This is a genomic window from Streptomyces sp. NBC_00554 (assembly GCF_041431135.1).
Lineage (GTDB): Bacteria > Actinomycetota > Actinomycetes > Streptomycetales > Streptomycetaceae > Streptomyces.
In genome coordinates this window covers 1146355-1163583 of record NZ_CP107799.1, presented here as the reverse complement: position 1 = coordinate 1163583, position 17229 = coordinate 1146355, and the positions used below count along the sequence as shown (strand labels likewise).

The 17229-nt window shown below is 67.7% G+C and carries 12 protein-coding genes; 7 read left to right on the top strand and 5 right to left on the bottom strand.

Features of this window, described 5'->3' with window-relative positions; genetic code table 11:
* Positions 1–69 precede the first annotated feature (69 nt).
* Entirely contained in the window at positions 70–1041 is a 972-nt protein-coding gene (locus OG266_RS05300) for an SMP-30/gluconolactonase/LRE family protein (protein WP_371543276.1), read from the bottom strand.
* Positions 1042–1177: 136 nt separating this feature from the next.
* Between OG266_RS05300 and OG266_RS05295 the strand changes: the two genes are divergently transcribed.
* The 3 genes from OG266_RS05295 to OG266_RS05285 all read left to right on the top strand — a co-directional run bounded on the left by OG266_RS05295 (position 1178) and on the right by OG266_RS05285 (position 4130).
* Complete coding sequence (locus OG266_RS05295; protein ID WP_371543273.1) at positions 1178–2719, top strand: aldehyde dehydrogenase family protein; 1542 nt, start codon at positions 1178–1180, stop codon at positions 2717–2719.
* A gap of 85 nt (positions 2720–2804) precedes the next feature.
* Positions 2805–3614, top strand: a complete 810-nt coding sequence (locus tag OG266_RS05290) for a class II aldolase/adducin family protein (protein ID WP_371543270.1) — start codon at positions 2805–2807, stop codon at positions 3612–3614.
* Between the two features lie 135 nt (positions 3615–3749).
* Positions 3750–4130, top strand: a complete 381-nt coding sequence (locus OG266_RS05285; RefSeq protein ID WP_168515557.1) for a VOC family protein — start codon at positions 3750–3752, stop codon at positions 4128–4130.
* A gap of 30 nt (positions 4131–4160) precedes the next feature.
* On the opposite strand, the gene OG266_RS05280 is transcribed toward OG266_RS05285, so the two are convergent.
* Positions 4161–5954 carry a CocE/NonD family hydrolase gene (locus OG266_RS05280; protein ID WP_371543266.1) on the bottom strand — a complete coding sequence of 598 codons (1794 nt, stop codon included), beginning with the start codon at positions 5952–5954 and terminating at the stop codon, positions 4161–4163.
* 411 nt (positions 5955–6365) lie between these two features.
* On the opposite strand from OG266_RS05280, the gene OG266_RS05275 reads away from it, so the two are divergent.
* A complete protein-coding gene (locus tag OG266_RS05275) occupies positions 6366–7919 on the top strand; it encodes a UxaA family hydrolase (protein WP_371543263.1) in 1554 nt (517 codons plus the stop codon).
* A gap of 179 nt (positions 7920–8098) precedes the next feature.
* Positions 8099–10483 carry a glycoside hydrolase N-terminal domain-containing protein gene (locus OG266_RS05270; RefSeq protein WP_371543260.1) on the top strand — a complete coding sequence of 795 codons (2385 nt, stop codon included), beginning with the start codon at positions 8099–8101 and terminating at the stop codon, positions 10481–10483.
* Between the two features lie 110 nt (positions 10484–10593).
* Here OG266_RS05270 and OG266_RS05265 read toward each other — a convergent pair whose 3' ends face one another.
* Together OG266_RS05265 and OG266_RS05260 are read right to left on the bottom strand one after the other, a co-directional pair.
* Positions 10594–11472, bottom strand: a complete 879-nt coding sequence (locus OG266_RS05265; protein ID WP_371543257.1) for an SMP-30/gluconolactonase/LRE family protein — start codon at positions 11470–11472, stop codon at positions 10594–10596.
* 149 nt (positions 11473–11621) lie between these two features.
* Positions 11622–12554: a LysR family transcriptional regulator gene (locus OG266_RS05260; RefSeq protein WP_266472591.1), complete on the bottom strand. Its 933-nt coding sequence runs from the start codon at positions 12552–12554 to the stop codon at positions 11622–11624.
* Between the two features lie 134 nt (positions 12555–12688).
* Between OG266_RS05260 and OG266_RS05255 the strand changes: the two genes are divergently transcribed.
* Together OG266_RS05255 and OG266_RS05250 are read left to right on the top strand one after the other, a co-directional pair.
* Positions 12689–13891 carry a mandelate racemase/muconate lactonizing enzyme family protein gene (locus tag OG266_RS05255; RefSeq protein ID WP_371543254.1) on the top strand — a complete coding sequence of 401 codons (1203 nt, stop codon included), beginning with the start codon at positions 12689–12691 and terminating at the stop codon, positions 13889–13891.
* Positions 13892–13993: 102 nt separating this feature from the next.
* Positions 13994–14752 carry an SDR family NAD(P)-dependent oxidoreductase gene (locus OG266_RS05250; RefSeq protein ID WP_371543252.1) on the top strand — a complete coding sequence of 253 codons (759 nt, stop codon included), beginning with the start codon at positions 13994–13996 and terminating at the stop codon, positions 14750–14752.
* Between the two features lie 22 nt (positions 14753–14774).
* Here OG266_RS05250 and OG266_RS05245 read toward each other — a convergent pair whose 3' ends face one another.
* Positions 14775–17105: a glycoside hydrolase N-terminal domain-containing protein gene (locus OG266_RS05245; protein ID WP_371543249.1), complete on the bottom strand. Its 2331-nt coding sequence runs from the start codon at positions 17103–17105 to the stop codon at positions 14775–14777.
* Positions 17106–17229: the final 124 nt, after the last annotated feature.

Here is a 17229-nt window from a genome sequence, read left to right as displayed (position 1 = left end):
AGCGTCTCTTGGTCGAGCGTCCAAGTCAACTGTCCGACATGAGATTGAACCGGACCGTTATCGGACGGTTCACAGTCGGTACATCTCGATGCGGCCGCCATTGAGCTCGCCGGCGCGGACGGGGTCGTCGGTCGGAACGGTCGCCGCGAACAAGGTGCGGCCGTCACCCCCGGCGACCAGGCAGCTCAAGGTGTTTTGGCTCGTCGCGACGCGATCCAGAACTCGGCCGCCCTCCGCCACGCGCACGCATTCACCTCGTAGGGCGTTGGCGATCCAGATGCTTTCGCCGTCGCTGTGCCAGGCGATGCCGTCGGGGGCGATCGGCGACGAGGAACGCTTGGCGATGGCCGGGTGGTCCAGCGCCGCTGACACTCTGCGTGTGATCCGCCCTGGCAGCCCCGGATGGTTCACCATGCGCCACAGCAGCGGTGAGATCAGCGCTGCCCAGGGGCGTGGGCTGCCGAGAGTGCCGTCCGGATGGACGGGGAAGGCGGTGAGGCGCATACCCAGGGTTTCGGCGGCCACCAAGGTTGTACCGTCCGGGGTGAGTAGACAGCCGTTCGGGAACAGTGTCGGTTCCGTCAGCCCGATCAGTTCGCCGTCCGGGGCGAGGCAGGCGATCGGGGTCTTCGGGGGGCCGGGCGGCGCGTAGAGCATCGAGTTCGGGTGCTCCCGGACGAAGGCGTGGTAGTCGAAGCCGAAGTTTCCGACGTATGCCCGCCCCTTCGGATCGACGAGCATGTCGTTGACCGGGCCGCCGACGAGGTGGCGCAGATCCGCGTGCTCGACCAGCTGTCCATCGGGCTCGAGGCGGTAGACGCAGCCACCGTCCATCGAGACGACCAGCATCCTCCCGTCCGGGAGCCAGCCGAGTCCGCCGGCGCGTCCGGGGACCTTGGCGATCGTCTTCGCCTCTCCGCTCCCGTCCCAGCGGTGGACGGTGCCGTGCGCGAGATCGGAGAACCACAGGGCGTTCTCATGCCAACGCAGCGACTCGGGGACGCCCAAGCCGTTGAGTGTGATCGACGCTGTCCGTTTCATTCCGAATGCTCCTTGGCGGCGACGCGGGAACTTTCCCCGTTGCGATGAAGTTGGTCAATTGTCCAAGACTCTTGACTTGCACAAACGACCGTCCCATTCTGGATGAACCGAAGTCAACGTTCCTGCAGGAGATTCCGTGACTCAGACTCGAACCGTTACCGCAGCCGCTGACTCGGCGCACGCGGGCATCGCAGTGGACAATCCCGCCACCGGTGAAGTGGTCGGACACGTTGCCGACACGCCCGCGGAAGAGGTGGTGTCAGCGGTCCTCCGGGCCAGGCAGGCGCAGGCCGGCTGGGCGCGGCTCAGCCCGCGAACGCGTGCGGAGCTGTTCACGCGCAGCCGCCGCTGGCTGCTGGCGCACCGGCAGGAGATCACGGACTCCATCGTCGCGGAGAACGGCAAGGCGGAGGAGGACGCGATCGTCGAAGTCGTCTACTGCGTCAGCGCCTTCGCCTACTGGGCCAAGCACGCACGACGCCTCCTCGCCGACACGAAGGTGCGGTCCCTGTCACCTTTCGTTCTGGGGCGCAGCATGTACACCCGCCGGGCACCGGTCGGCGTCGTCGGGGTCATCGGCCCCTGGAACAACCCGCTGATCAACTCCTTCGGTGACGCCATCCCCGCCCTCGCGGCAGGCAACGCCGTCGTGCTCAAACCCTCCGAATACACCCCGTTGACCGCGCGCCTCATGGAGCAGATGACCCGCGAATGCGGCTGGCCCGACGGCGTGTTCCAGGTCGTCACCGGCGCGGGCGCCACCGGCCAGGCCCTCGTCGAAGCCGCCGACTTCGTGATGTTCACCGGGTCGACGAAGACCGGCCGCGCCGTCGCGGCCCGGGCCGGCGAGCGGCTCATCCCCTGCTCGCTGGAACTCGGCGGCAAGGACGCGCTGATCGTCCTCGCGGACGCCTCCGTGGAACGGGCCGTGAACGTCGCCCTCCACGGCGCTCTGTTCAACGCGGGCCAGACCTGTACCTCGGTCGAGCGGGTCTACGTCGAGGCCCCCGTGTACGACGAGTTCGTCGCCCGGCTGGAAGAGCGGTTCCGTGAGGTCACCATGGGCAGGCCCGCGGGACTGGGCAGCACCGATCTGGGCGCCATGACCTTCCCGCCGCAGATGGGGATCGTCGAGGACCAGGTCACGGACGCTGTGAGTCGCGGTGCGCGTGTCCTCGTCGGGGGCCATGCGGCTCCCGGCCCCGGTCGCTTCTTCGAACCCACGCTGCTCGTCAATGTCGATCACACCATGAAGTGCATGCGCGAGGAGACCTTCGGCCCGACGCTGCCCGTGATGAAGGTCGCCGACGCCGAGGAGGCCGTTCGGCTGGCCAACGACAGCGAGTACGGCCTGCAGGCGACCATCATCGGTTCGAACATGGCCCGCGCTCGGCAACTGGCCGCGCGACTGGAGGCCGGCTGCGTCACCATCAACGACGCTCAGAGCAACTATCTGGCCCTCGGCCTGCCCATGGGGGGTTGGAAGGCGTCGGGAGTAGGTGTCCGGCACGGTGCCGAGGGCTTCCGCAAGTACACCAAGCTGCAGGCGATCTCCGTGAACCGGTTCCCGATGCGCCGCGACCTTCACATGCTCCCGTTCGACCCCTCGTCCTATCGCTTCATCCTGCGGCTGGTGAACGCCATGTACGGCAAACGCCTGCGCTCCGACCAGAAGTAGCGGCACCCGCACGAACGAGCAGTAGCCGCGTCCGCAAGAACAAGAAGTAGCCCGACCCGTAGGAACGTTGAGAGGCAGGAAACCCATGTCCCTGACACCCACAGCCGTCCAGCAGGCATCCGTCGGCCCCATGGCCGAGGGCGTCACCCTGCCCTTGCCGCCGGAGAACCTGTCCGTCGAAGAGGAGCGGCAAGTCCGAAAGCAGGAACTCGCGGCGGCCTTCCGCGTGTTCGCCCGCTTCGGCTTCTCGGAAGGGGTGGCCGGCCACATCACCGCACGCGACCCGGAGAACCCCACGGCCTTCTGGGTCAACCCCTTCGGGATGGCGTTCAGCCAGATACGGGTCTCGGACCTGATCCTCGTCGACCACGACGGCACCCTGCTGGAGGGGAAGCGGCCGGTCAACAACGCCGCCTTCTGCATCCACTCCGAAGTGCACCGGGCGCGGCCCGATGTGGTCGCGGCCGCGCACACCCACTCACTGCACGGAAAGGCCTTCTCGAGCCTGGGTATCCGGCTGGACCCGATCACGCAGGACTCCTGTGCCTTCTTCGAGGACCACGGCCTCTACTCGGACTATCAAGGGGTCGTGAACGATACGGAGGAGGGCCGCAAGATCGGTGTGGCTCTGGGCAGCGCCAAGGCCGTCGTCCTGCAGAACCACGGGCTGCTCACGGTCGGGCAGTCCGTGGCCGAGGCCGCCTGGTACTTCATCACCATGGAGCGGTCCTGCCAGGCGCAGCTCCTGGCCATGGCCGCCGGCAAGCCGAAGCTGATCGACTCCGAGACGGCGCGGATGGTGCGTTCACAGATCTCCGGCGCGCTTCCGGGCTGGTTCCAATTCCGCCCCCTGTGGGACCAGATCACCGCGGAACAGCCCGATCTGTTCGACTGAAGCCAAGCACCCTGAAATCACTTCGCCGGTGCGCGCCTTGTCCGGTACGGTCGCGGGGTTGTTTTCACTGCTGGGAGCCCACAAGGTTCGCTTGTGGCCTCCCTGGCAGTTCCGAGGCTGAGAGCAGGTTTCGTTATGGCATGTCGTATCAGTGAGCTCGTGCTCGGTTGCCGCGACCCCGAGGTGCTGGCGCGGTTCTGGTGCGAGGTCCTGGACTTCGTCGTGCTCGATCGCGAGGACGACGGCACGCTGGAGATCGGGCCGCGCGAGGGGTTCGGCGGTCCGCAGCCGACGATCATCCTCAGTCGCAGGGATGAGCCGGAGAAGGGGAAGTCCCGGCTGCACATCGACGTCAACGCGACCGACCGCGATCAGGATGCCGAGCTCGAACGCCTCCTGAAGCTCGGTGCGCGCCCGGCGGACATCGGCCAAACGGGGGAGGAGCAGTGGCATGTCCTGACCGACCCCGAAGGCAATGAGTTCTGCCTGCTCAAGGCCCGCCTCAACCCGCTCTGAACCGCTGCTGCCCGTGCCCACGCGGTCGGGTCAGGACGCCGGCCCCCAGTTGTCGTTGCTGGGGGTCGCCGTACCGGGTGATGTCAGCGGAAGATTGACGAACGATGCCGCTTCCGCGGAGCGTTCAATGGTGTACAGACCGCCGGTCAGGTTGGCCAGTTGCTGCGGGGTGGGGGAGACCGGGAAGTGGAAGTCGACCGACGGCTGGCTGTTGATGGTGACCTGGATCCTGTAACCGGCCGGGATCCTCGTGAAGTTCGGCAGCAGGGAGATGTCGTACCGGGTGGTCCGGCCGGGTGTCACGGGTTGCTGTGAGGCTTGGGTGAAGGGGTGGCTGGGCTTGAGAAGTGCCTTGTTCTTGCCGTACCAGCTTTCGCCGGTGTCCAAGGCGCGTTGGCTGCCCAGGAGGATTCCGTCGGCTTGCTTGGTCACCGTGCCGTCCGGCGCAACGATGTTCAGTGTGGCCGTCAGTTCGGTCTCGACGGTCGTTGATCTGGCGTAGAGGGTGACGTCGGCCGGTCCGTTGAGCAGGGCTGTGTCGGCGAGCGGGGCCGTTGTGTAGGTCAGTGTGCTTCCTGCGGTCGACGCGCCCCAGGAGAGACTGTCGCTTCCCTGCTCCGTGGGCTTGGTTGCCGTCAGCGACCCGTTGCCGAGGTAGTAGGTCCGAGCGTCCAGGGACAGCGGCCATGCGGAACTGTCGATCCAGGTGTTCGCGCCGTTCTCGAACAGGTGCAGAGGTTTCGAGGTGGCGGCCATGCCGGTGGGTGCGTTCTTGAGCCAGGTGTCGAACCATTCCAGGCGAATGGCCTGCAAGGTGGCTTCGTTGACGTGCTCGCCATGGGTCCAGGGCCCGACGATCGCCTGGTACCGGCCGGTGACGGGGTCGCCCGGTGCGATCGGATCGGTCAACGGCCGGTGGAAGTAGGCGTTTTGGGCCGCGACATAAGCGCCGAGGTTCCCACCGGGGAACAGGTCCTCCCACCCGGCTTGGCTGAGCGCCGGAATGCTGTTGCTCACGATCCGCGGCATGAGTTTCTGGACGTCTCGCGCCCGCCAATAGGCATCGTTGTACGAGCGTGAGCCGCCGTTGGCTTGCTGGGTGATCGTCACGGACTGCGGGTCGGTCGCAGGGTCGTCTTCTGGACCGCGTGGTTGGGCTCGGGCGATGTTGGCCACGAAAGAGGTGGGGATGCCGCCGTTGGCCGTGAGGTCGTTGTAGAAGTCCGAATCGGTGCAGAACGGTGCGATGGCTTTGAGAGCGGAGTTCTTGCCCACAGCCGCTGCGGTGAACCACTGGTTCACTTCGAGGTAGGAGCAACCCTCAAGCCCCACCTTGCCGTTGGACCCCGACAGCGTGTGGGCCGCCCAGTTGACGAGGTTGGCTCCGTCCTTGCCCTGCCGGTCACCGAACCAGTCGAGTTGTCCGCCGGAGTCACCGGTGCCCCGTACCGCGGAGACCACGAAGACGTATCCCCGCTGAACGAAGTAGGTGCCGTTGTCGGCAGGGTCGGAAGGCTGCGTGCCGTAGGGGTTCTGCGCCAGCAGCACAGGGAAATCGCCCGACGCGCGTGCCCCGGTGCTCGGGTCGGTCGGATAGACGATGTCGACCGCGATCTTCACGCCGTCGTCCATGGTGACGGTGGTGCGCACGGGCTCGCTCGTCGCGAACGTGGGCGCCGGCGGCTGCCAGGCAGAAGCTGAGGCGGGCGCGGCGGTGGTCGCTGTCTGTCCCGCCACCAAGAGGACGAGCGCTGCCGAACCGCCGGCCAGTACCGAGGCCGCGCGCGACAGCTTGACCTTGTTTCCGACCTTGGACCCTGTCATGCGGCTCCCTTGAGGTTGGTGAGGATCTGCAGCTGACTCAGTCGTCGTCATCAACCGAATGTTCGGTAGTTTCGGGAGGGTCGTAAGGGCTGTCAAGGGAGCGTGCAGGAAGGGCGCGGGGGCACTCTCGGGGCGGTAGGGGCCCAGAGCGGCGAAGCCGATGGCGCGGACGCGGTGGATCGGGCATCTGTCCCTGCGGGGAGTCGCGCGAGCAGGTTGAAGTGGACCACCGGATGGTGGCCACCATGAGCCATTGCGCGCGCAATTGTCTGCGTCAGTCGTCTGACAGATGTTTTCCATCCGATTTTCACGCTTCTCAACAGCAGCAATCGCCGCCTAGCGTTTGCGCCACGACAGCGGAAGGTGCCGGATTCGGCAGCGGACGCCGTACGTCAGTTTGAAGGAGCTCGAGTGAGTGAGACGACGGACGGCCTCGTGCCCGCTTTAGGGCGGCCCCGGCTACTGGTGGCCGACCGCAGCGCCGACAACGTCGGACTGACGTTGGACGATCTGCCCGAGGGGGCGGTCTGCGACGCCGGTCCGGCGCGGATCCCGATCACTCAGGACATTCCGGCCGGCCACAAGGTCGCGCTGACCGACATCCCGGCGGGCCGGGCGATCGTGAAATACGGAGCCGTGATCGGGTACGCGACGGCTCCGATCACGCCGGGCAGCCATGTCCACGTCCACAACGTCGAGGTCAGGGGCGCGGCCTCGCCCAATCGCGGCGACGCCCGGCAGACCGCCGTCCCGTGGACGCCGCCAGTGGCCCCGACGCGCGACCATTTCCTTGGCTACAAGCGGCCCGGAGGCGCCGTGGCGACCCGCAACTACATAGGAATCCTGCCGTCGGTGAACTGCGCCGCCACGGTGTCCCGAATGGTCGCCCAGGCGGCGGAGGCCGCGCACGCCGGGACCCCCGGCCTGGACGGGGTGATCGCCCTTGGCCATGACCTGGGCTGCGGCCTGGCGGAGGGCGGCCGGGGCGACGAGATCCTGCGCCGCACCCTGCGCGGCTATGCCGCCCATCCCAACCTCGTCGGGGTCGTTTCCGTCAGCCTCGGCTGCGAGGTCAACCAGCCCGAGAACTTTCTGGAGGACCTGCACCGCCCGGTCGAGCAGCTGACCATCCAGGAGTTGGGCGGGTCGGTCGCGACGGTGAACGAGGCGCTGCGGCGGGTCGCGGTGATCGCGGAGGGGGTCGCCGGACTTCGCCGGGAGCCGCTGCCGCTGTCCGGGCTCACCCTGGGCCTGCAGTGCGGCGGCAGCGACGCCTACTCCGGCCTGACCGCCAACCCCGCTCTGGGAGTTGCCGCCGACCTGCTGGTCGCCGCCGGAGGCCGGGCGATCCTCGGGGAGACACCGGAGATCTTCGGGGCCGAGCATCTGCTCGCGGCGCGGGCCGCCGAAGCGGGACTGGCCGATCGGCTCGACGAGATCCTGGAGTGGTGGAAGGGATACGTCCGCGCCAACGGGGCCGAGCTGGACAACAATCCCTCGCGCGGCAACCGCGACGGGGGCATCACCACCATCTGGGAGAAGTCGCTGGGCGCGGTCCTCAAGGGTGGCAGCAGCCCGTTGCGGGCAGTCGTCGACTACGCCCAGCGGGTCGAGGCCCCGGGGCTGACCTATATGGACACCCCCGGCTACGACCCGGTGTCGGCGACCGGCATGGTGGCCGGCGGGGCGAACCTGCTGGCCTTCACCACCGGCCGCGGTTCGGTGTTCGGCTCCCGCCCGGCCCCCTGCCTCAAGATCACCACGACCAGCCGGTTGTACCAGCACATGGCCGGCGACATGGACTTCGACGCCGGGGCCGCGTTCACCCGCGAGGAGCAGATCACCACGGGCGTAAGGCTGTTCGAGCGTTTGGTGGACCTGGCCTCGGGCGAGCCGAGCAAGTCCGAGCTGCTCGGGTTCGGTTCCGAGGAGATCGCCCCGTGGCGGATCGGAGCGGTGCTGTGATCGCGACGGTCCTCGATGGGGGAGGGAACCGGCACCGACGCGAAGGACATTCCGCGAATAACCAGGATGCTCTATGCGAATGTCAGGGACCTTGAGCTCCCCAATTACCGGATCTATGTTTCTCCTGCCTTTCTGAGCAGCACTTTGCGCATCAGAACTCCCCAGGAGGAACAGCCCTCATGAGCTCGCGCCAGCCTGCCCACCCGGACTTCCCGAGTCGCCGGAGATTCCTTGAGCTGACCGGCTCCGGCGCCGCGGGAACCCTCGCCGCCTTCGCGGGACTGCCGGCCTTCACCGCCGCCGCGGCCGAGCCGCACCGGCCCGCCACCGACCCCCGGGTGGACGACAGCACGGCGGTGCGCCTGTGGCACACGGCGCCCGCGGCCGCGGGCAACATGATCCAGCAGGGCCTGCCCATCGGAAACGGACGGCTCGGTGCCCTCGTCGGCGGGGACCCCGCCGACGAAACGCTCTACATCACCGACGCCACCATGTGGACCGGCGGGCGCAACGACGTGCTCAGCAGCGACGGCCAGTTCCCCTACGACCAGACGGCGTTCGGAACCCTGACCCAACTCGCCCACCTCACCGTCGAGATACCCGGCCACACCCTGGACTTGAGCAACGGCCTGGTCACGGCCTCGTACACGCAGAACGGCGTGACGTACCGGCGCGAGGTGTACGCCAGCCACCCGGACGACGTCGTGGTCGTACGCTTCTCGCAGAGCGGCGGCGGCACCTACACCGGTCGGATCACCCTGGCCGGCACCCACGGTGAGAACACGGTCGCCAACACCTCCGATGCCACCGCTTCCTTCGGTGCCGCCTTCGACAACGGCCTGCGCTACGGCGCCGCCATCACGGCGGTCAGCGGCACCGGTCGGGTCGAAGTCACGGGCTCCGGCGTGGACTTCACCGGCTGCGGCGATCTGACCGTCATCTTCAGCGGTGGCACCGACTACGCCCCCGACTTCGCCCAGGGCTACCGCGACCCGTCCGTCGACCCCCAGGCTCTGGCCCGGGAGAAGGTCCGTACAGCAGCCGCCCAGGCGCCCGGCAGCCTCGCTGCCACCCACATCGCCGACTACCGGAACCTCTTCGACGCGATGACACTGTCGCTCGGAACCTCCACCGAACAGCAGCGCCAACTCGACACCTGGACCCGCCTCCAGACCCGCGCCCAGGACGGTGCCGCACCCGATCCCGAACTGGAGGCGTCCTACCTCCAGTTCGGCCGCTACCTGATGATCTGCGGCTCGCGCGACAGCCTGCCGATGGGTCTTCAGGGAGCGTGGATCGACACCAACACCCCTGGTTGGATGGGTGATTACCACACCGACGTCAACATCCAGATGAACTACTGGATGGCCGACCGGACCGGCCTGCCCAGCTGCTTCGACGCCCTCACCGACTACTGCCTGGCCCAACTGCCGGCCTGGACCGACACCACGGTGCGGCTCTTCAACGACCCGCGCAACCGCTTCCGTAACTCCTCGGGCAAGGTCGCCGGCTGGACCGTCGGCATCTCCACCAACATCCACGGCGGCTCGGGCTGGCAGTGGCACCCGGCAGGCAGCGCCTGGCTCGTGAACACCATCTTCGAGCACTACGAGTACACGCAGGACACCCGGCTGCTCGCCCGCATCTACCCACTGCTCAAGGGCGCCTGCGAGTTCTGGGAAGCCCGGCTGGTGCCCGTCACCGTCACCGACCCCGCGACCGGGCAGTCGCGCGAGGTCCTCGTGAACGACAAGGACTGGTCACCCGAGCACGGACCGCAGGATGCCATGGGCATCACCTACGCGCAGGAACTGGTGTGGGCGCTGTTCACCAACTTCCACACCGCGAGTGCGACGCTCGGCAAGGACAAGGCCTACCGGAAGGTCATCGACGGCCTGCGCGACCGCCTCTATCTCCCGCAGGTCAGCCCCACCACCGGCTGGCTGGAGGAGTGGATGACCCCCGACAACCTCGGCGAGGTCCAGCACCGCCACCTCTCGCCGCTCATGGGCTTCTTCCCCGGCGACCGCATCAGCCTGGAGTCCTCATCCGCCGAACTCCTCACCGGTGTCCGGAAGCTGCTCACCGACCGTGGCACGAGCCTGTACGGCTGGGCCAACGCCTGGCGCGCGCTGTGCTGGGCCCGGTTCAAGGAGGGCGAGAAGGCGTACGAGATGATCATGACGAATCTGCGGCCCTCGACGGGCAGCACCGGCGGATCCGCCCTCAACCTGTTCGACGTATGGCCGCTCGACGACACCAGCAGCATCTTCCAGATCGACTCGAACTTCGGCACTCCGTCGGCCATGGTCGAGATGCTGGTGTACTCCCGGCCCGGTCGGATCGAGTTGCTTCCCGCACTGCCCGACGCGTGGGCCGAGAAGGGGCGGATCACCGGTGTCGGCGCCCGTGGTGGCTTCTCAGTTGACGTGTCCTGGCGCGACGGCAAGGTCAGGCAAGCGGTGATCCGCAGCGTGGGCGGCCGTACCACCGAAGTCACCGCGGGCGGAGTGACCCGGACCGTACGACTCGGGCGCGGCGAATCGGTGACGTTGCGCTGGTAGACGAGGACGCCACCGGCGGCACGGAATCGGCCACCCGCACGATGCGGGTGGCCGAATGCTTGACGGTCGCGGATTCGGGAGCGGTGAACTCCCGGGTCGGGCGGAGGAGTTCAGGCCCAGAACGGCTGTACGGGAACCCCGGTCGTGCCGGTCTCGACGACGAAGACGGAACCGGACAGCGGGTAGCGCGCCAGTTCCTCGGCGGACAGGCCGTTGCGCGCGGAGGTGATGTACAGACGGCCGTCCGTGCCGAAGACACAGCTCGACGGCTGGTGGGCGGGCACCGGTACGACCCCGACCACACGCCCGGCCGGATCGTATCGGCGTACCTCGCGGCCTCCGAACATGGCGACCCAGAAGCAGCCGTCCACGTCGACCGCCAGGCCGTCGGGGACGCCCGGTCCCTCGGTCTCGGCAAGGACGTCGAGAGGACCGAGGGTTCCCTGCTCCGAATAGAAGTCCGCCCGGTAGAGCAGGTTGGCGTAGCTGTCGGCGAGGTACATGACCGTGTCGTCGGCGTTCCAGCCAAGACCGTTCGGCAGCACCAGGCCGCCCACCTCGACGACGCTCGGGGACTCGCCGTCCCAGCGGTGCAACCGTCCTTGGTCGGGGGCGAACTTCATGTCGTTGCTGCCGGCCCAGAACCGTCCCCGCGAGTCCACCTTGCCGTCGTTCATACGCAGGTTCGGTTCGGGCAGGACCGGGTCGACCATTTTCAGCTCACCGTCGACGATGAAGCCGAACCCGTCGGACACCGCGGCGACGAAGCCGTCATGGTCGGCACGCGGCGCCACGGCACCGACCATCATGCCGACCTCGGTCACGGTCTGCCGACCGCTGGACAAGTCGTCCTCGTAGACCTTGCAGCCGTAGATGTCGACCCACACGAGCCGGCCGGTGCGAGGATCGAAGACGGGTCCCTCGCCCACGTCCGACGTGTCGCTGCGAACCGCGACATCGAGATCCGAGTAGGTCCGAACATTGGTCATGCCCGACTCCGTTCGTTGCTTTCGGCAGCCGACAATCGGGCTGCTCCCACGCGGGGGACCGCTGCCGACCAACCTTGCCCCGGGAAGCCGCCACGTCAATGGTGAGTCCCGGATGACCGGTATCCGGACCGCGAATCGCACCGCGGAAATCAGAGCGGTGGAATAGCAGTTGTGCCCTCTGGTCGCGGCGCCCGGATGACCGCTCGGATAAACGCCTGTGCAGCCGCGCCCAAGGGGCGTTGCGAATGCCACCAGATACCGACATCTCGGTATCGGTTCAGGTTGTGGATAGGGCGCATTTCCATGCCTTCACGCTGAATCATCACCGCGCCTAGGTAGTTGATGATTCCGATACCGTGTCCGGCCCGCACCATCGCGCCGAGTGTTGTCGGCTGGTGGGAGACGGTGCCGTAGGGGGCGACCGTGTCCTTGATGCTCAGCTCGACTTCGGCTTCGTAGCCGACCACCGTGTTGGCAAGCGGATTGCCGATGGTGATGACCCGCTGATTCACGAAGTCCTGTAGATCCACCTCGCTCTTCTCGAGCAGCGGATGGCCGGTCGGAGCGAGCATGACGAACGGCTCCCGCCACAGCGGACGCATGGTGAACGCATGGTCGTGCGGCTCGGGGCGGACCGGCCGGAGCGCCACGGAGACCCGTCGCTCGGACAGTGCCGCCTCGATGAAGGCGACGTCTCCGTCGAGCACCGCGACATGGATCTGCGGGTGTTTTTCCCGCAGTTCGGTGATGACACCCGGGAGGAATTCGGAGCTTCCGCTGGCGAAACTCGCCACGCTCACGTTGCCCGCGATGGTGCCGCGGTCCGTCTGGCGCGCGGTGACGAGTTCGTCGGCTGCCGCGAGGACGGCCCGGGCTCTCGACAGCAACGCACGGCCGTCGTCGGTGAGAGTGAGCGGCCTTATCCGGCGCTCGATCAACGAGCAACCCAGTTCGCGTTCGAGACTCGCTATGTGCGCCGAGACCCGCGGCTGCGACAAGTGCATCTGCTCAGCCGCTCGCGTGAATCCGCCGGCATCCACGACTTCAACCCATGTACGCAGCCAGGCCAACTCGAGTGCCATTGACAAAACCTCCTCAGGGCAACAGCTTTACCGCTGTCCGCGCAACAATCCATGGGCGTGACATCTGCGAGGCAGATCGCCCGCATACGCATATCGACGTTGACGTGCCCCAGCGGCCATGGCCGACTGGGACAATGACCGATCAGACCTCCTTCGGTATCGCCCGCGGGCTTCTCTCCGTACACGGCGCCGACCTTCCGCGCGGCGACGACGGTGCGGTGATCACGTCCGTCACGACGTATGCCCTCGCCGTGCCCCTGCAGCGGCCCATCGCCGATTCCACAGCCGCCATGACGCACTGGACGGTGCCCGTGGTGGAGATCCGCACCGCCGACGGCCGTGTCGGGACCGGGATCTCCGGCATCCACTGCGCCCCCGAACTCCTCACCGACGTGATCACCTCGTACTACGCCGACGCTCTCCTCGACACCTCGTCGGAAGACATCCTGGGCACTTGGAAGCGCCTCTACTGGCTGCCGACGCACTGGATCGGTCGCGCCGGTGTCGTCCACATGGCCCTGGCGATGGTCGACATCGCCCTGTGGGACCTCGCCGCGCAGCGCGCCGGCATGCCGCTGTGGCAGCTTCTCGGCGGGACGCAGGACAGCATCGAGGCGTACAACACCGACGGAGGCTGGCTGAACCTCTCCGACGCGGACCTGGTCAGGGACCTCACGTCGCTGATCGACCACGGATGGTCCCGGGTGAAGATCAAGGTGGGCCGCCCCGACTGGAAGGAGGACGCACGACGGGTGCGTGCCGTCCGTAAGGCGATCGGGGACGACGTCACGCTGATGTGCGACGCCAACCAGCGCTGGGACCTGTCGACGGCGAACCAGATCATGCCGACCCTCGAGGAAGCGGCGATGGACTGGGTCGAGGAGCCGTTCCATGCCGACGATCTTCAGGCACACGCCCGGCTGCAGGCCTCCACCCGGCTGGACGTCGCCGCCGGGGAGAGCATCTACTCCTACCACCAGTTCGCCTCCTTCATGGCGGCGGACGCCATCCGGGTCGTACAGGTCGACGTCACCCGGGTCGGCGGAGTCACGGAGTGGCTGCAGATCGCCGGCCATGCCGCGTCGAGAGGACTGCGGCTGGCACCTCACGCCGGCGACATGATGCAGGTCCACCAGCACCTGGCGGGCACCGTCCTTTCCGAAGTGCCTCCGCTCGTCGAGTTCATCCCGTGGACCCAGGAGGCGTTCGTCGAACGCAGCGTCGTCCACGAGGGTCTGCTGGAGCGCCCGCAGAGTCCCGGCGCCTCGACCGCGATCGCTCCGTCCGCGCGGGTCCGCTGGCAGATTCCGGGAGTGGGAGCCGACAGGACGGTGTGACGCACGCGCGGCCGCAGAGTCGCCGTGCGCCCGCATCCGTTCCACGATCAGAGCCGCCCCAGGGCGCGCAGAGCCGACGTACACGAACGAAAAGGGACTGACATGTCTGAGTCGCAGCCGCACCGGTCCGAGGAGCGAGTCGCCGTCGTCACCGGCGCGGGCCAGGGCATCGGCTACGCCATCGCCGCGGCCCTGGTGGCCCGCGGTGTGCGCGTTGTCGTCACCGACCGCAATCCGGACACAGGAGCCGCCGCCGCGAAGGAACTTGGCTGCGTGTTCCTGCCGCTCGACGTGTCGGACCCGCTCGCCGTCACCGCGACGGCCGACGAGGTGGTGCGGCAGTTCGGACGCGTAGACATCCTTGTCAACAACGCGGGGATAGCTCACGAGGACGACGCCCTCGACGTGACCGACGAAGTGTGGAACCGCATCCTCAGTGTCGACCTGACGGGCACCTTCGTGGCCTGCCGCGAGTTCGGCCGGCACTTCGTCCGGCAGCGTTCCGGATCGATCGTGAACATCTCCTCCATCGCGGCCTTCATCGGATCCAACCCCGAGTACCACGTCGCGTACGACGTCGCGAAGGCCGGCGTGGCCCAGCTGGCGCGGTCGCTCGCGGTGGAGTGGGCACAGTACGGGGTACGGGTGAACGCCGTCGCGCCGGGCCGTACCCGTACGCCGATCCTCGACACGGTAGGGATGGACGACCCTCAGCGGATGACGCAGTGGATCGAGCAGATCCCCATGCGCCGGCTGCTCGAGGCCGATGAGATCGCCTCGGCCGTGGCGTTCATCGCCCTCGACGGGTCCGCGGTCACCGGGCAGACGCTTCTCGTCGACGGCGGTCAGATCGCCCAGTGACCACCGGGAGAAGGGGTTGTCGTCAGCTTGAACGGACGACAACCGCTTCCCCTTTGTCGAACTTCACGTCAAGGATCTCCTGGCCGTAGCGCAGTCGGGTGCTCCCGGCGGCGGAGGAGTGGATGCGTGCGGCATCGAGGCGCCCGTCGCGCCAGCGGAGATCGACGGTGAAGCCTCCGCGGGCACGCAGTCCGTGGACGTATCCGTCCCGCCAGCTCGCCGGGAGTGCCGGCAGCAGTTCGATCTCGTCTCCGTCGGACTGCAGCAGCATCTCGGCGATCCCGGCGGTCCCTCCCGCGTTGCCGTCGAAGGAGTAGATGTTCTGCGCCGCCCCGGCCACCCCGCCCGCGGAGTAGGACATCAGGTTGGCCTCGCTCGCGTCCGTGATCAGGTTGGTGAGGTGCGCGAGAGCCCGGTCGGCCTTGAGCAGGCGGGCGAAGTAGACGGTGAAGTTCGCCTCGACCCACTCCGTCTGCTCCCAGCCCGGGGCCTGCTGCCTGCGCTCGATCGTGAGCTCCGCGGCACGTGCCAGGGCCGGTGTGTCGCGCGGAGTGATCTGCCGTTCCGGGAAGAGAGCGCTCAGATGCGAGGTGTGACGGTGGCTCGGATCGGCCTCCTCGTAGTCGTGCAGCCACTCCTGCAGTTGTCCGTGCCGCCCGATGCGGAACGGGGGCAGCAGGCGGCGCGCTTCGGCGATCCGGGCCCTGAGTTCGGCATCGACGTCGAGCAACTCCGCGCTCTCGGCGCAGATGCGCAGCACTGCCTCTACGAAGACCCGGTCGGCGGTGGCGCCCATGGAGACCGAGCACTGGCTTCCGTCAGGCGCCAGATACCAGTTCTCCGGTGACTCGGAGGGGCCGGTGACCAGCCAGCCGTGGTCCGGCTCCGCCACCAGATGGGCCAGGAAGAATTCGGCGGCCTCCCGGAAGACCGGGTAGAGGCGCTCACGCAAGAAGACCTCGTCGCCCCCGTACTGGTAGTGCTCCCACAGCTGGAGGGCGATCCAGGCCCCGCCCGTCATGTTCAGGCCCCAGCCGATACCCGAACCGGGTGCCGTGTAGCCCCAGGCGTTGGTGACGGTGTGCGCCACCCAACCGGGAGCGCCGTACATCTCTTTGGCGGTCGTACGCCCGTGTGCGGCTGTGGTCTCGATCAGGCGGAACAGCGGTTCCTGGCACTCGGCGAGGTTCGTCACCTCGGCCGCCCAGTAGTTCTGCTGCGTGTTCATGTCGAGGTGGAAGTCGTTCGTCCAGGGCGCGCTGCTGGCCAGGCCGTCGTTCCAGAGTCCCTGGAGGGCCAGCGGCAGAGGTGAGTCGCGGCGGGAACCGGCGACGGTCAGATAGCGGCCGAACTGGAAGTACAGCGCGATGAGTTCGGCATCGGCTTCCCCGGAAGCGAGCCGCGCACGGCGCTCGTCGGTCGGCAGAGCCGCCGCGTCGGCCGGGGCACTTCCCAGATCGATGGAGACCCGTCGCATCAGGGCCTGGTGATCCGCGATGTGTGCGGCGCGGACCGCCGCGTACCCGGCATCCACGGCCGCTGACAGCAGTACGTCGGTACGGAACCCCGGGTCGTCCCCTGCCCAACTCGTTCCGACGGCGACGTAGACCACAGCCGAGTCCGCGCCCTCCAGGTGCACCGTGTCGTCGACACACCGGGCGGAACCGCCCTCGGCTTCGAGGCGTGTGCGGATCTCCAGGGCGACGCCCTGCTGTCCGTTGCTGTGGAGGTTCTCGTAGGCGTGGCCGCGGAGGACGACGTCGGTGTCGGTGGCCGTGATGCGTCCGGGAATCACCCCGTCCTGGATCGAGAGGGAGAATCCGATCGAACCCGGCCGGTCGGCGGTGAGACGGATCGCGATGACGCCGTGCGGATTCGAGGCGAAGGCGTCGCGCGTGATGCGTATGCCGTCCTGTTCGTAGTTGATGGACGCGACGCCCGTGTCGAGGTCCAGGGTCCGCCGGTAGTTTAGGATCGGAGCCTCGGAGAGGAAGTCCAACTGCACTTCGGGCAGGGGCAGGTTGGTCCCGAACGACTGTGGTCTGCCCACGAGGTGTTCGGCGGCGAGCTGTTGTGCCTCTCCGTGGCTGCCCGCGAAGAGGAGTTCGCGGATGGGCGCGAGGTACTGCCTTGCGGTGGCGCTCACATCGGCCGTCGACGGCTCGCCGGACCAGGCCGTCGACTCCGACAACTGGACTCTCTCCCGGTCGGTACCTCCGTAGACCATTCCGCCGAGGCGCCCGTTGCCGATGGGGAGCGCCTCGAACCAGCGGGTGGCCGGGCGGGCGTACCAGAGAGCGCCGGACGGAGCGTCGGTGCCGGGGGACTTCCACTCGGAAGCGGGATTGAGCATGGCGTGGACTTTCCAGGAGTGCGGGAGCCGGACGGTCGAGGGAGTGCGTATGCGGGAGGGCGGATGTCATCCGCAGGCTCATGCGAAGGAGTCGTCTGCAGGCTCATGCGAACGAGTCGTCCGC

Bases quoted from the DNA above. Each gene is read 5' to 3' on its own strand.
- OG266_RS05300 (WP_371543276.1), bottom strand. From the start codon at position 1,041: ATGAAACGGACAGCGTCGATCACACTCAACGGCTTGGGCGTCCCCGAG.
- OG266_RS05290 (WP_371543270.1), top strand. From the start codon at position 2,805: ATGTCCCTGACACCCACAGCCGTCCAGCAGGCATCCGTCGGCCCCATG.
- OG266_RS05285 (WP_168515557.1), top strand. From the start codon at position 3,750: ATGGCATGTCGTATCAGTGAGCTCGTGCTCGGTTGCCGCGACCCCGAG.
- OG266_RS05280 (WP_371543266.1), bottom strand. From the start codon at position 5,954: ATGACAGGGTCCAAGGTCGGAAACAAGGTCAAGCTGTCGCGCGCGGCC.
- OG266_RS05270 (WP_371543260.1), top strand. From the start codon at position 8,099: ATGAGCTCGCGCCAGCCTGCCCACCCGGACTTCCCGAGTCGCCGGAGA.
- OG266_RS05265 (WP_371543257.1), bottom strand. From the start codon at position 11,472: ATGACCAATGTTCGGACCTACTCGGATCTCGATGTCGCGGTTCGCAGC.
- OG266_RS05260 (WP_266472591.1), bottom strand. From the start codon at position 12,554: ATGGCACTCGAGTTGGCCTGGCTGCGTACATGGGTTGAAGTCGTGGAT.
- OG266_RS05255 (WP_371543254.1), top strand. From the start codon at position 12,689: ATGACCGATCAGACCTCCTTCGGTATCGCCCGCGGGCTTCTCTCCGTA.
- OG266_RS05250 (WP_371543252.1), top strand. From the start codon at position 13,994: ATGTCTGAGTCGCAGCCGCACCGGTCCGAGGAGCGAGTCGCCGTCGTC.
- OG266_RS05245 (WP_371543249.1), bottom strand. From the start codon at position 17,105: ATGCTCAATCCCGCTTCCGAGTGGAAGTCCCCCGGCACCGACGCTCCG.